At 66.9% G+C, this 13,212-nt stretch carries 15 protein-coding genes; 2 read left to right on the top strand and 13 right to left on the bottom strand.

From position 1 onward, the window contains the following. The 13 genes from EK403_RS23765 to EK403_RS07930 all read right to left on the bottom strand — a co-directional run. A partial coding sequence (locus tag EK403_RS23765) for a hypothetical protein (RefSeq protein WP_428979586.1) occupies positions 1-166 on the bottom strand: 166 nt, incomplete at its 3' end. A gap of 5 nt (positions 167-171) precedes the next feature. After that, the gene (locus EK403_RS07985; RefSeq protein WP_128776977.1) at positions 172-1,407 is read right to left on the bottom strand and encodes a phage major capsid protein; all 1,236 of its coding nucleotides are present in this window, start codon (positions 1,405-1,407) and stop codon (positions 172-174) included. Next, positions 1,392-1,745: an HNH endonuclease gene (locus EK403_RS07980; protein WP_128776976.1), complete on the bottom strand. Its 354-nt coding sequence runs from the start codon at positions 1,743-1,745 to the stop codon at positions 1,392-1,394. Before EK403_RS07980 ends, EK403_RS07985 begins: the two co-directional genes overlap by 16 nt. Continuing rightward, positions 1,736-3,376: a terminase TerL endonuclease subunit gene (locus tag EK403_RS07975; protein ID WP_128776975.1), complete on the bottom strand. Its 1,641-nt coding sequence runs from the start codon at positions 3,374-3,376 to the stop codon at positions 1,736-1,738. The genes EK403_RS07980 and EK403_RS07975 overlap by 10 nt, the downstream gene beginning before the upstream one ends. Further along, on the bottom strand, positions 3,373-3,888 hold the full coding sequence (locus EK403_RS07970) for a head-tail connector protein (protein WP_128776974.1): 516 nt from the start codon (positions 3,886-3,888) through the stop codon (positions 3,373-3,375). The genes EK403_RS07975 and EK403_RS07970 overlap by 4 nt, the downstream gene beginning before the upstream one ends. 259 nt (positions 3,889-4,147) lie before the next feature. Continuing rightward, the gene (locus tag EK403_RS07965) at positions 4,148-5,188 is read right to left on the bottom strand and encodes a hypothetical protein (RefSeq protein WP_128776973.1); all 1,041 of its coding nucleotides are present in this window, start codon (positions 5,186-5,188) and stop codon (positions 4,148-4,150) included. Next, entirely contained in the window at positions 5,185-5,448 is a 264-nt protein-coding gene (locus EK403_RS07960) for a hypothetical protein (protein ID WP_128776972.1), read from the bottom strand. Before EK403_RS07960 ends, EK403_RS07965 begins: the two co-directional genes overlap by 4 nt. Beyond that, entirely contained in the window at positions 5,448-5,672 is a 225-nt protein-coding gene (locus EK403_RS07955; protein WP_128776971.1) for a hypothetical protein, read from the bottom strand. The genes EK403_RS07960 and EK403_RS07955 overlap by 1 nt, the downstream gene beginning before the upstream one ends. Next, a complete protein-coding gene (locus tag EK403_RS07950) occupies positions 5,669-6,007 on the bottom strand; it encodes a hypothetical protein (protein ID WP_128776970.1) in 339 nt (112 codons plus the stop codon). Before EK403_RS07950 ends, EK403_RS07955 begins: the two co-directional genes overlap by 4 nt. Continuing rightward, the gene (locus EK403_RS07945; protein WP_245479574.1) at positions 6,007-6,216 is read right to left on the bottom strand and encodes a helix-turn-helix transcriptional regulator; all 210 of its coding nucleotides are present in this window, start codon (positions 6,214-6,216) and stop codon (positions 6,007-6,009) included. The genes EK403_RS07950 and EK403_RS07945 overlap by 1 nt, the downstream gene beginning before the upstream one ends. A 98-nt stretch (positions 6,217-6,314) precedes the next feature. Then, positions 6,315-7,022, bottom strand: coding sequence for a hypothetical protein (locus tag EK403_RS07940; RefSeq protein ID WP_128776968.1), 708 nt, complete (start codon positions 7,020-7,022; stop codon positions 6,315-6,317). A 3-nt stretch (positions 7,023-7,025) separates the two neighbouring features. Further along, positions 7,026-8,198, bottom strand: a complete 1,173-nt coding sequence (locus EK403_RS07935) for a tyrosine-type recombinase/integrase (protein WP_128776967.1) — start codon at positions 8,196-8,198, stop codon at positions 7,026-7,028. 166 nt (positions 8,199-8,364) lie between these two features. Continuing rightward, entirely contained in the window at positions 8,365-9,447 is a 1,083-nt protein-coding gene (locus EK403_RS07930; RefSeq protein ID WP_128776966.1) for a zinc-binding metallopeptidase family protein, read from the bottom strand. Between the two features lie 176 nt (positions 9,448-9,623). Between EK403_RS07930 and EK403_RS07925 the strand changes: the two genes are divergently transcribed. Together EK403_RS07925 and EK403_RS22290 are read left to right on the top strand one after the other, a co-directional pair. Next, on the top strand, positions 9,624-12,953 hold the full coding sequence (locus tag EK403_RS07925; RefSeq protein WP_128776965.1) for a transglutaminase family protein: 3,330 nt from the start codon (positions 9,624-9,626) through the stop codon (positions 12,951-12,953). A 60-nt stretch (positions 12,954-13,013) separates the two neighbouring features. Beyond that, positions 13,014-13,212, top strand: a 199-nt coding sequence (locus tag EK403_RS22290; protein ID WP_164919536.1) for a hypothetical protein, incomplete at its 3' end; no start/stop codon positions are given.

The raw sequence follows: 13,212 nt of genomic DNA, 5'->3' as shown, positions 1-13,212 counted from the left end.
GGCCCCCCCCCGCCTCGATTCGGCTGGCGAAGGCGCGGGAGGCGATGACTTCCCGCCTGCCCGTCGCCAGCTCGGTTTCGACGCCGTAGGGGAACGTCGCCCGGAGGCGGGTCGCCCCGCCGTCCGAGCGCAGCTCCAGCGCGCCGGCGGACGTTCCCCAGAGCATTCTCATTACGGCGCCACGACGCCCGTCAGGATGCGCGTCTGCAGTCCGCGCGGGACCGTGAAGTCCGCTGTCACCAAGCCGGTCAGCACCAGCGCGCCCGACTGCGCCTTGGTATAGGGATCGCGGATCAGGTCGACCCCGCCATAGATGCCGAGATAGCCCGGCGCGACGCCCTGCACGGTCGCGGTCATGATCGCCGTCTCGTCGGGAATGACGTTGCTGATCGAGGGCGTTCCGACCTGCTTCGTCAGGCGATCCCATTCCGAAACAGCGGTCCCGTCGATCAAGGCGTCGTCGAGGTCCGCCCAGATGGCCGGATCGAAGGCGAGATTGACCTGGCTCGGGCTGGTGATCGCGTTCGCCTCCATGAAGGCGACGACCTCGGCCCGGAACGCAGCCCATGTGGCCGCCGCCCCGACCGGCGTCGAGGCGATGCCGTAGGTCGCGGCGCCGGGAATGACGCCGAGCGGCTGGCCGGCCGCGCCGCTGCCGTTGATGGTCACGCGGTCCAGTTCGGCCCCGATCACGGCGTTGAGATCGCGCCGGATCGCCGCCTCCAAGCCGTCGCCGGCCTGTTTCAGCGCCTTGCGAGAGATCACCATCTGCGCCCCGCCGGTGTGATCCGGCGTCAGCGAGCGCTCGGTCGTCTCGTAAGGCGACGCCGCGCCGACATTGGCCAACTCAGTCGTCTGCCAGCCGAAAGTCGCGCCCGCCGTCGCGACCGGGAAGGCCAGCGAGCCGGAGGTGATGTTGATCCGCTCGATCCCGAGCTTGGCCGCGATGGAGTTGGGGAAGATGCGGTCAATGATCGGCCGGATCGCCTTCGGACTGATCTGATCCTCCGCGATGGTCTCGCCCGCGCGGGTCTCCAGAGCCTCCAGCGGGACCGGGATGCCCCGATAGCCGCCCTTGGCGCGCATCTCCTCGACGATCTCCTTGGTCGGGCCGTCCAGCGCCCTGCCTTCGTCGAGAGCGATGGCGACCTGCCGCAGATCGAACTTGCGGACCAGCTCGGCATATTCGCGATCCGAGCGGGTTTCGAGGTCGGCGCCGGCCTCGCGGCGTTCCTCGTCTTCTGCGACCAGCGCCGCGCGATAGCGGGTCTCGTTCGTGCGGTACTCCGCGTCCAGATTTTCCATCTGGCGCGTCTCTTCGTCGGTCGGCTTGCCCTTGCCGACGACGGCCGCGAGGTTCTGGCGGATTTCAGATTGCCGCCGGGCGATCTTCACAGATTCCAGCATGGGGTTTTCCTTCCTGCCGGGGTTGCTGGGTCCGCCGCCAGATCGGCGACGGCTCGGGACCACGCCCGGCGTTCGGGCGATGGTTCTGGGTGCCCGCACTCGATGCGGGTTTTTCGGGTGTGACATTGAGCGCAGAGCGTCTGGAGATTGCCCGCGTCGAAGGCCCGCTCCGGCGCGTTGCGGACCGGGCGGACGTGGTCGACCTCAAGCCGGCGCCGGGATCCGCAGGACCGGCAGGCCCAGCCGTCGCGCTCCAGAACCTGATGGCGCAGCACCTGCCAGCGCTTGGTCTTCAGGACAGGCCGGGAGAAGCGGCGAAATTGGTCTCTCAAACCCATGCCGCCCTCGCCTTCCGCGCCGGCGCGGCCTTGCGTCTCATGCCTTCGGCGACGGCCAGGACGGTCGCGGCGGCGGCGTCTATCCGGCCCAGCGACCTGCCCTTGGCGAGCTTGCAGTTTTGGGCCGGGTCGACCAGCACGATCGCGTCGGCGAAGGCGGACCGCAGCAGCAGGGACGGCGCGACCTTGATCTCGCCGTCGAACAGCGCCCGGCGGAAGCGCTCGACGTCCTCCGAGCCGTCCTTCCAGCCGAAACCGCGTTGAATGAACGGGACGCGGGACAGTCCCGCCTTGTCGATCGCCTCGACAAATTCAGCGTAGCGGAACCGGTCGCCGACGATGGCCGCGACGGTGGCGCCGTCGAGATGGCGGACGATCTGGGCCAGCCACGGGCCGGGCGGCACGGTGTTGTCGCCCATGACGGACAACTCGCCGCGTTCCTGCATTTCCAGATAGCGCCCGGAGACGCCGTCCGACGCGCCACGATCGGCAAGCGAGGGAACCGCCGGAAAGGTGCCCATCGCCTCCAGTCGGCCGGTCTCCGGCCAATAGAACGCCGCCGCCGACATTGAGCGGGAGCCGCCGAGATCGACACCTAGAATGCATGGCCCGGCGCGCGCCGGCAGAGCGTCGGGCGCGACCTCGGCCGCCATCCACTCGTCGACCGTGACGAGCATCGAGCGGTCCTCCGTCGAGACACGCTCGTTTCGATTGAGGTTTCGGAAGCTGGAGAGCGCCGACCCGCCGCGCGCGATGGCGCGTCTCGCCTGCCCGACGAGCCATTCCGGCGATGCGCCGATGCCCTCGACGGCGCCGGGATTGGCGAGCAACAGGCTTTCGAGATCGTCAGCCGGCAGACCGGGCGGCGGCCGATGCTCCTGCACGTAGGTGCCGGGCGGCGGATCATCGAGCCATCGGCTGAAGGTGTTCGCGTCGTCGGGCGCGCTCGTCGAGATGATAAGCGCCCGCCCGCCCCGCTTGCCGAGACCGGACAGGATCGCGTTCTCTAGATTGTCGCCCTTCTCTCGCTCCCAGGCGGCGCGCTCGTCCATGATCGCGAGCGTCGGCGCGCCGCCGAGAATGGACTTGCCGTCCGCCGGCACGACGCGGATCAGCCCGCCGCCGTTGTCGAGGAATTCGACCTCCAACTTATAGCCGAACCGGACCGCGAACCGCTCCTGATCATCGTCCGGCAGCCCCTGAAGAAAGCCCGCCACGAAGTTGAAGGCCGTGCGGGCCTGATCTCGATTGCGGGCCGCGAGAATGATCTCGCGCTTCGGCTGGGTATCCCATTTCCCCATGGCGCTGCCGAGCGCGAGCCCCGCCGCGAGCGCCGTCTTCGCGTTGCCGCGCCCGATCGAGAGCGCGCCGACCATGACGTCGTCAGCCAAAGCGCCCCGGACGAATTGCTTCTGGTAGTCGGCGAGCCGCAGCGGCTGCCCAGCCAGGGGTCCCTCCGGAATTCTCAGGGTCTCCAGAAACGCGATCGCGATCTCGGAAGCATTGTGAGCGTGAGCGGAACAGTCCCGCCGCCGGTCCCGGCCCTTCGAGGGTTTCCGGGCATTGGGACCAGCCTTGCGCGTGGTCGCCGGCGGCCTCTGCTTCGGCGTCTTGCTCGCCTTGCTCGTCATGCCGCGACTCGCCGGTAGCGTGCGGCGATCCGGGCGGCGGCGACGCTCAGGCCCTGCTTGCCGTCCTGACTCCCACGCAGGTCATAGAGGCGGCCGGCCTGATCGGCGATCGCGAGTTGCAGGTCGCCCGGCACGTCCTCCGGCTCGTCGCCGAAGCCGGCCTCATAGATGATCGTCACCTGCCCGGTCAGGCCATCGGGCAGGCGCAGGACAGGATGCTTGCCGGGCGTGACAGCTTCGGGCTCGACGGTCTCACCGTTGACGGTGACGACGGCGCCGGGCGCGAGCGGGGCGATGGGCAGGACGACTGACGTCCCGGCCGCTTCGATGGTCCAGAGGATTTGCTGCCGAAGCAGCGCGACCTCGGCATGCGCCTCGATCTCGGCCGCCGCCGCCCGGCCCATGATGGTGAGGCTGGCGTCGTCGTCTTCGAAGTCGACGCGGGCGTGCTGCTTCAGCGCGTCGAGCGTGAAGGGGTCCGTTGCTGCAGCCGGGATGCGCGCGAGGGCCATGGGCGATTTCCGAATTGTGACGTTATAACATCACATTCGCTTAGACTGGTCCAGTTAGAGCCCTGCCCTGTCCTCAGCGTTGTCTGGAATGCCCCTTGGTCGGCTTCCGCCGTGTTGCGTCGTCCAGCTTCATGTCGTGATTTTCGACGTCGGATGACGTCCGCGAGCGAAGCGAGCGGCATGTGATAGTACTGGCATCTAGGGAACGTTGATGCCCCTTTGAACTCCCCTTGATTTCCCCTTGATATTGCAATGGCGCTCAGAGCGCGGCGTAGGTGTCTGTCTCCTCGTGCTGAAGGCGCTGATAGGTGGCGGCCCATTCCTTCCATTTTTCCGTGTCGTACCACGTCGCCGTGGCCGCCGTTCGGGCGCGGTATTTCAGGCGCAGCAGCCCGACGAGTTGAATGTTCGTCCGGTGCTGTTCTGCGGGGAGAAGCCTAAGGCCGTGTTCCTCGACCCAGGCGCGTTGCCCGTCCGTCAACAGCGCCTGGCCAGCGCGATGCGCTTCCAGCGATATGACCCGCTCTTCCAGTTCGCCCGTCTCGCCGAGGGCGTACGGATGCACGACCGACGCATCATCGGTGTCGGCGTCGATGACGTGCCCGACATATTCGGCGAGCCCGGTCGCCTTGAGAACATGCAAGGCGTCCCAAAGGACCAAGCGCTTATCGTCGCCGTCGCCCCTGAATTGTCCGACAGGCTTCCCGACGACGAACGGCGCGGCCTTGTGCCAAACCTCGTCGGTCTTATGCTGGAAGCCCCAAACAACATACTGGCCGCGCTGGCCGACGCGGTGTCGATCGTAGGCACTCCGGATTAGGCGCCAATGGACCCCGCCGACATAGGCAAGACTTTGTGCGTGGTAGAGTTCGACGAATAGCTGCAGTCCCGGAAGGGACGCGGACTGCCTCAGCAACTCGACGGGCGGGACCTCGCCGTCGGCGCCGTCTATCAGAGTGTTCGGAAGCCAGATGAAGTCCGGTTCGGAGGCCTTCCCCTTCGGCGGCAGAAGGGTATAGCGCGGGCGCGTCCCCGCCTGATCGACGCGGACATATCCACCGCCGACCAGTTTCTGAACGGCAAGTTTCGCCTGCGGCCGGCTGATGCCGGTGCGCTGCTCGATGGCGTTCGTAGACCACGACGTCGTGCGGTTGTCGTGGCCGGTGCCTCTCGCCATCACCAGGTAGGCGATCGGCATATTCAGGCCGCCCTCTCGACAGAGCTTGTCCCAGATCTTGGCGTCGACTGCGAAGAAATCGCCCCGGCTCTTCTCGACGGGAAATTGGACGATGTTGCTCAATCGGCGCCCTCGTTGATGCCGAGCCCGGCGATCAAGTCGCCCGGACCTCGGGAATGCAGCCGTTGATGGTGATAGCGACAAAGCCACAACACAAGCAGCGGCTTGAAGTAGTCCCCATGATGCGCCTCGGCCGCCCCGCCGCAGATGCGGCAGGGCTGCGGGGCAAGGTCGCCGGCGCGAATTGCGCGGCGGACGGCGCCGTGCGCCCGGATCGCTTCCGGGTGCGCGCGGTTCCAGCGCAGCTGCGGCGAGAGCGACATCAGGCGCCCTCCGCCACATATCCGCAGAGGCCCTCGTCGCTCAGTGACTGGCGGACTCGGTTCGCTTCAGCGGGCGTCTCGACGAGCCGGGTCTCCATCGGCCGGCCGGCACGGTGGATGATGATGGCCCAGCCCGTGCCCCAGGGCTCGACGACGAAGTACCCGGCGGCCTTGGCGTCGAGCCAGTCGCGGATGTTGTTGAACTCGAAGGGCGGCGGTTTCATACTCCCTCCTCCGAACCTTCGTCCTCACACTGCAGTTCGAGGTCACGGTCGCCGCCCAGGTGCCCGGTCGCGGTCCAGCCAAGCGAAGGCTCGTCGTCGGCCGTGTCTCCCTCGCACTCGTAGGCGTTGCCGAACGAAACGCCGATGCCGCAGAGGCTTGGCTCTAGGTCGCCTTCGTCGCGCTCGTCGTGCGGCTCGTCGCAGACGTCGCCGCCGGCCGGGTCGCCGTCCTCCAACGCCTCGTCGCCGTCGAGGTCGTCGAGCAGGGCCAGCAGCAACTCGGCGACGCCGCCCAGCCCCTCGCGCATGGCGCGCAGCTTTTCGAGCGGGTCCATCAGGCGCCACCGTTCGGGCGGTCACGCTCAGCGATGCGGTTCGTGATCCAGGCGGTGACTTCGCTGCGGACGAAGGCGAGGCGGCGGGCGCCGATCGGGACCGGCTTCGGGAAGCCGCCCTCGGTCCGCAGGCGGAAGAGCATCGAGCGGCTGCAACTGACCAGCCGCGCCGCTTCATTGACCGAGATGAGTTCGGGAGGTGAATTCATGACAACCATTCCGTTTGGGGTTGGAATGGTCGTCTAATTTCCTCACAACGAACGGGATCGCTAGAAAACGAAACTCAGAAAAACCCGCCGTTCGTTACCTATTGAAGGTCACCTTCGACGCTCCGCCGCTCCTGCCGGTATGCGTTGACAATATTCTTGATTGTCTCATTTCCAGCATTCTCGCCAGTAATAGCCGTGACGGGCTCAAGACAAGCTTTGACAAACTCGAGCATTGGACTGCCATCTGCCGCGGAAATCGTGCAGTTTTCTATCTTTTTATCCTGCATGAGAGCCCAATGAGTCGCTATCCAACTAATGAAGCCTGTGCGATGCTTTTTCTCGCGTCCGTCGCGCAACCTTGCATCAATGGAGCCGAATTCCTCCTCATCTTGAATAAATAGGTCGAGCGCCCTGATTGCCAGAACATTTAACATCTGTTGGCCGGAAATTTTATCATTCTCAAATCGCCCGATAACGGCGCGAATTTCGTTCAGAAATATTTCTTCTTCATCTCCTTCTTCTTCGGGAAGCGGTTTTGGAATTATACGACTATCAGCCATATCTGGGCATTGGACCGCGATGAGAGCTTGAACGCGACGCATCGCCGTCAAATCTTGTTGGTGACGTTCCTCAAGATGCTTGCGGTCAGGTTGGATATTGCTCCAATCCACCATCGATAGATAAAGATTTGCCTGATGCTCTAACTCTTTTAGGAACCATTTAAGGTGTTGTTCTATCCTCACCTTAGCAAGGGTCGCGCGAATATACTCCCTGTGGGCGTCGGAGTATTTGAACGGGGCCGGCATCGGTTAGGTCCTCGCCCCAGCACAGAACGCGGACCAGTCCTCCATCAGCCGCCGCCGCTTCTCCAGCGCGGTCCCGCGCCGATAGGCCAGTTCGACCTCGTCGCCGACAGCATGCGCGAGCGCCATCTCCGCGATCTCGCGCTCATGCTCCGTCTCGTCGCCGGCCCAGTCGCGGAAGGCGCTTCGCATGCCGTGGAGCGTTGCCGAGTCATCGGGCGAGGCGAGCCGCAGCGCCTTCGTCATCGCCGTCTCGGAGACCGGCCGCCCCTCGACGCCGCCAGGGAACAGATAGCCGTCGACGGCCCGTTGGCGCATGGCCTCGACTATCTGCAGCGCCCGGTCGCAGAGCGGCACGACGTGCTCGCGGCCCGCTTTCATGCGCTCGGGCGGAACCGTCCATGTCCGCGCAGCGACGTCGATCTCGTCGAAGGTGGCGCCGCGCACCTCGCCGGAGCGCGCGGCGGTCAGCGTCAAAAACTCGACGGCGCGGGCGGCGACGCCGGAGGACTCTCGCAGTTTCGCCATCATGGCCGGCGCCTGCCCGTAGGCGAGCGCGGCATGGTGCCCGCGCGTCAGCTTGCGGCGCTTCGGCAAGACCTTGTCGAGCAAGCCCTTCCAGCGGGCCGGGTTAGCGTCCCTGCGCCAGCCATGCGCGATGCCGTAGTCAATGACCGCCTCGATCCGCTGGCGCGTGCGGGACGCCGTCTCGGGGCGCTCGGTCCAGTGCGGGAGAAGACAGGCCTTGACGTCGCCCATGGCGATCTCGGCGACGGGCAAGTCGTGCAGGGACGCCGCGTACTCCCGCAGCGTCATTTCGTACTGCTGGCGATGCTTGTCGTTTTTCCACTCGCCCTGCTTCGCTGCGAGCAGCTCCTCCATGCAGTGCTTGAAGGTGACGACCCGCAGTTTCTTGCTTTCGACGGTCGGGTCCAGGCCCCGCGCGAGCTTGTCGCGGATGGCGTCGGCCTTCTCCCGCGCGAGCTTCAGCGAGACCGGCGCCGTTCCCTGCCCGTAGCCGCCCAGGCCCAGCTCCCGGCGGACGGCGCCGCGCCGGTAGATGAAGATCCACTGCTTGGAGCCGCCGTCGCGGACCCGAAGGTAGAGGCCGCCGCCGTCGCTATAGACGCCCGGCTTGTCCAACTTTCGGAGGTTGGAATCCGCTAGCTTCCGCCACACTGCCGTCGACCGTTGCCATAACCGCTATTTTGTCCATAGAGATTTCTGTAGCAACTGCAAGGCGTATGGTTACGTTATGGACGTTAAAAACGGCGGAACGTGGGACACCCCTTCCGCCAGCCGGTTCCGTATCGCCTCTCGCGAGGGGCGTCGGCCCTTGCGGCCCTTAAGCGGCTTTCCGCGCCTGGACCCGGCGATGCACCAGGTCGTGGATGAAGCCGAGCTTCTCGATCACCCGCGGGGCCAGAACGAACGGATAGGGATCCGCCTGCCCCATCGAGCGGTTCATCAGGTTGAGCGCCGCGGCGAGCGCGATCCAGGTCTCGGCGATCGCGTCGATCGAGGTCGAACCGGCATAGACGTCGAAGTTCACCCGGGCGGTCAGCACGTCCTCCTTGTCGACGCGCGGGTCGACCACGAAGCCGAGCGCGCTCGCGGTGTCGAGCGTGTCGGCGATGTGGAAGTAGTGCGCCCAGGTCTCGGCGAAGTCCTCCCAGTGGTGGACCGCCGCGTAGCTCGACACGTATTCGTTCTGCCAGCCCGGCTTAGGGCCGTTGGCGTAGTGCGTCTTGAGCGATTCCTCGTAATCCATCGTGTCGTCGCCGAACACGGCGCGGCACTGGTCGAGCAGGCCGGCGTCGCGGACCATGCGGTCCCAGTACCAGTGGCCGACCTCGTGGCGGAAATGGCCGAGCAGCGTGCGGTAGGGCTCGCCCATCGCCGTTCGGCGCTTCTCGCGCTCGGCGTCGTCGGCCTCGACGAGCGCGATCGTGATCAGCCCGTCGTCGTGGCCGGTCATCACCTGCTCTTCGGCGTTCGGGTCGTCGCTCAGGAACTGAAAGCCGAGTCCCTCGGGGTGCTCGTCGCGCGTCTGGCGCGGCAGGTCGAGCTTCAGGATGGTGTAGAACAGCCGGCGCTTCGCCACCTCCATCTTCCGCCAGAGCTCGACATTGTTGGCGTCGGCGGTGTTCGGCACCACGAGATTGTGCCGGCAGCACTGGCAGAACTCCTCCGACCCGTCCGCCGCGACCAGCCAGTTGCAGACGCCATGCGCGTAGTTCGCGCAATAGAGCCACTTCGACCCGTCGCTCTTGTCGCCGACCGAGGTCCAGAGCCCGTCGCCGCTCTGCTCCAGAGCCAGCATGCGGTTCGATTTCGGCTCGTAGCCGAGCGCGTGGTTGCAGCGTTCGCAGACGACGTTCTCGAAGAACACCACCTGGCTGCATGACGGACAGGCGAACAATCTCATCGGAACCCCCGCGGCGCTTCGATCGCGCGTTTCTGCTTGCCCCGATCAATGCCCTGGCCCCTGCGCCGGTTCCGCTGAGGCGGCGAATGGCGGCCGCATGGATGCGAGATGCTTGCTGCGTTGCGGGAGCCGGTTATGGTTCGTCAGCCCTTTCCGGAAGAGTTCCGCATTAGCCCATGTCCATTCTCGCCGCGCTGCATCACGTCACGCATTACAAATACGACCGCCCGGTCACGCTCGGCCCGCAGGTCGTGCGGCTGCGGCCCGCGCCGCATTCGCGCACCCGCGTGCCGTCCTACGCGCTGAAGGTCTCGCCGGCCGAGCATTTCATCAACTGGCAGCAGGATCCGTTCGGCAATTACCTCGCCCGCTTCGTGTTCCCGGAGCCGACGCGCGAGTTCAGGATCGAGGTCGACCTGCTGGCCGACATGACGGTCTACAACCCCTTCGACTTCTTCGTGGAGGAAGAGGCGACCGAATGGCCCTTCGCCTATGAGGAGACGCTCAAGGTCGATCTGAAGCCCTATCTCGAGATCGAGCCTGGGGACGGCGTCGACGCCTTCGTGCGCGACCTCGACCGCAGCGAGAAGGGCACCGTCGACTTCCTGGTGGGGCTCAACCGCGTGGTCTCGCAGCGGATCAGCTATTTGATCCGCATGGAGCCGGGCGTGCAGACGCCGGACGAGACGCTGTTCCGCGCCTCCGGCTCGTGCCGCGACTCCTCCTGGCTGCTGGTGCAGACGCTGCGGCGGCTCGGCTTCGCGGCCCGCTTCGTCTCCGGTTACCTGATCCAGTTGAAGCCCGACCTCGTCGCGCTCGACGGTCCGGCCGGCACCGACCACGATTTCACCGACCTCCACGCCTGGGCCGAGGTCTATCTGCCGGGCGCCGGCTGGATTGGCCTCGACCCGACCTCGGGCCTGCTCACAGGCGAGAGCCACATCCCGCTTGCCGCGACGCCGCATTTCCGGTCGGCCGCGCCGATCTCCGGCATGGCGAGCTTCGCCGAGGTCGATTTCGCGTTCGACATGAAGGTCAGCCGCGTGGCGGAACGGCCGCGGGTCTCTTACCCGTTTTCTGAGGAAAGCTGGACCGCGCTCGACACGCTCGGCCGGCAGGTCGACGCCGAGCTCGTCCGCAACGACGTGCGCCTGACCATGGGCGGCGAACCGACCTTCGTGTCGATCGACGACTTCCAGTCGCCGGAATGGAACGCCGACGCCACCGGCCCGCAGAAACGCGCCCTGGCCGACGACCTGATCCGACGGTTGCGCGACCGCTTCGCGCCCGGCGGCTTCCTGCATTACGGCCAGGGCAAGTGGTATCCGGGCGAGACGCTGCCGCGCTGGACCTTCTCGCTCTATTGGCGCAAGGACGGCCAGCCGATCTGGCGCAACGCCGACCTGATCGCGCGCGAGAAAGCCTCGGAGGTGTCAGGCGTCGAGGCCGCGGAGGCGCTGACCCGCGACATTGCGGTGAGGCTCGGCGTGCCGGCCGAGAACGCGTCCGCCGCCTTCGAGGACCCGTCCTACTGGCTCGCCCGCGAGGCGCAGCTTCCCGAGAATGTCGACCCAACCAATCCGAAGCTCGCCGACGCCGAGGAGCGCGCGCGCCTCGCCCGCGTGTTCGACCGCGGGCTCAACAAGCCGACGGGCTACGTGCTGCCCGTCCAGGCCTGGCAGGCGCAGGGCGTGCGCTGGCTCTCCGAGCGCTGGTCGACACGGCGCGGCAAACTGTTCCTGACGCCAGGCGACAGCGCGCTGGGCTACCGGCTCCCGCTCGGGTCGCTGCCTCACCTGACGTCGTCCCAGTTCCCGTTCTTCTCGCCCGCCGACCCGGTGCGCGAATACGAGCCGCTGCCGAGCGCGGAGGCGATCTCGCTTGGGCATCAGCAGCGCAGCATCTCGGCTCAAAACGCTCCGACGTCGCCCGGAGCGACTGCTGCCGGCGACGCCGCGGCGCTCGGTGTCGAGATCGCGGGCTTCGTGCGCACCGCGATCTCGGTCGAGCCGCGCGACGGCAAGCTCGCGGTGTTCATCCCGCCGATGGAGTCGATCGAGGCCTATCTCGACCTGCTGGCCGCGATCGAAGGCGCGGCCGAGAAGCTTGGCGCCCGGATCCAGATCGAGGGTTATGCGCCCCCGCACGACCCGCGCATCAACGTCATCCGCGTCGCGCCCGATCCCGGCGTGATCGAGGTCAACGTCCACCCCGCGGGTTCGTGGCGCGAGGCCGTAGAGATCACGACCGGCGTCTACGAGGACGCGCGCCAGTCGCGGCTCGGCGCTGACAAGTTCATGGTCGACGGCAAGCATGTCGGCACCGGCGGCGGCAATCATGTGGTGGTGGGCGGCGCGACGCCGCTCGACAGCCCCTTCCTGCGCCGGCCCGACCTCTTGAAGTCGCTGATCCTGCACTGGCAGCGCCATCCGGCGCTGTCCTATCTGTTCTCCGGGCTGTTCATCGGCCCGACCAGCCAGGCGCCGCGCGTGGACGAGGCGCGCCATGACCAGCTCTACGAGCTGGAAATCGCGATGGCGAATGTGCCCTCGCCCGGCGACGGCGCCCCTCCCCCGTCCCCCTGGCTCGTCGACCGGCTGTTCCGCAACCTGCTGATCGACGTGACCGGCAACACCCACCGCTCCGAGATCTGCATCGACAAGCTCTACTCGCCCGACGGCCCCACGGGCCGTCTCGGGCTGATCGAGTTCCGCGGCTTCGAGATGCCGCCGGACGCGCGCATGAGCCTCGCCCAGCAGCTGCTGATCCGGGCGCTGATCGCCCGGTTCTGGAAAGAGCCGGCGACCGGCGGCTTCGTGCGCTGGGGGACGCAGCTCCACGACCGCTTCATGCTGCCGAGCTTCGTGTGGCAGGACTTCCTCGACGTGCTCGCCGACCTCGAACGCGCGGGCTATCCAGTGCGCGCAGAATGGTTCGAGGCGCAGCGAGAGTTCCGCTTCCCGTTCTGCGGCAAGATCGAGCGCGAAGGCGTCGGGCTCGAGCTCCGGCAGGCGCTCGAGCCGTGGCACGTCATGGGCGAGACTGGCGCGATCGGCGGCACGGTCCGCTTTGTGGATTCCTCCGTCGAGCGGCTGGAGGTCAGGCTGTCGAACGCCGATCCGAGCCGCTACGCCGTGACCTGCAACGGCCGGACGGTTCCGCTTTCGCCGGCGGCCGGCGGCCATGTCGGCGGCGTCCGGTTCAAGGCGTGGCAGCCCGCCTCAGGCCTGCACCCCACCATTCCGCCGCACGCGCCGCTGACCTTCGACATCTACGACCGCTGGTCGCGCCGGTCGATCGGCGGCTGCGTCTACCACGTCGCCCATCCGGGCGGCCGCAATTACGAGACCTTCCCGGTCAACTCCAACGAGGCCGAGGCGCGGCGGCTCGCGCGGTTCGAGGACATCGGGCACACCCCGGGCGCCTTCGACCCGGGCAACGAGCCGGCCGATCCGTCCTTCCCCTTCACCCTTGACCTCCGCCGGCCCGCGAGGATGCCCCAATGACGCGGCGTTGCGGACAGCGACTGACGCGATGGCGGCGCGCTCGAGGGAGTGCGACGGTTCGTGGCTGAGGCACTGACCCTCGCGGAGACCGACGAGGCGCCGCCCGCGGACGGTCTCCTCGACGGCTATGCCCGGGCCGACGGCGTCTATGACGAGATGCTGGCGGCCGACGGATCGGTCCGGCCCCATTACCGGGAGATGATCGCGGCGCTTGCGGCCATGAGCGATGCCGAGCGCGTGCGCCGCTTCGCCAGCGCCT

Origin of the sequence: Hansschlegelia zhihuaiae (assembly GCF_004103825.1) — a bacterium.
In the GTDB taxonomy this organism is placed as follows: Bacteria; Pseudomonadota; Alphaproteobacteria; order Rhizobiales; family Methylopilaceae; genus Methylopila; species Methylopila zhihuaiae.
This window is presented reverse-complemented; position numbering and strand designations above follow the sequence as displayed.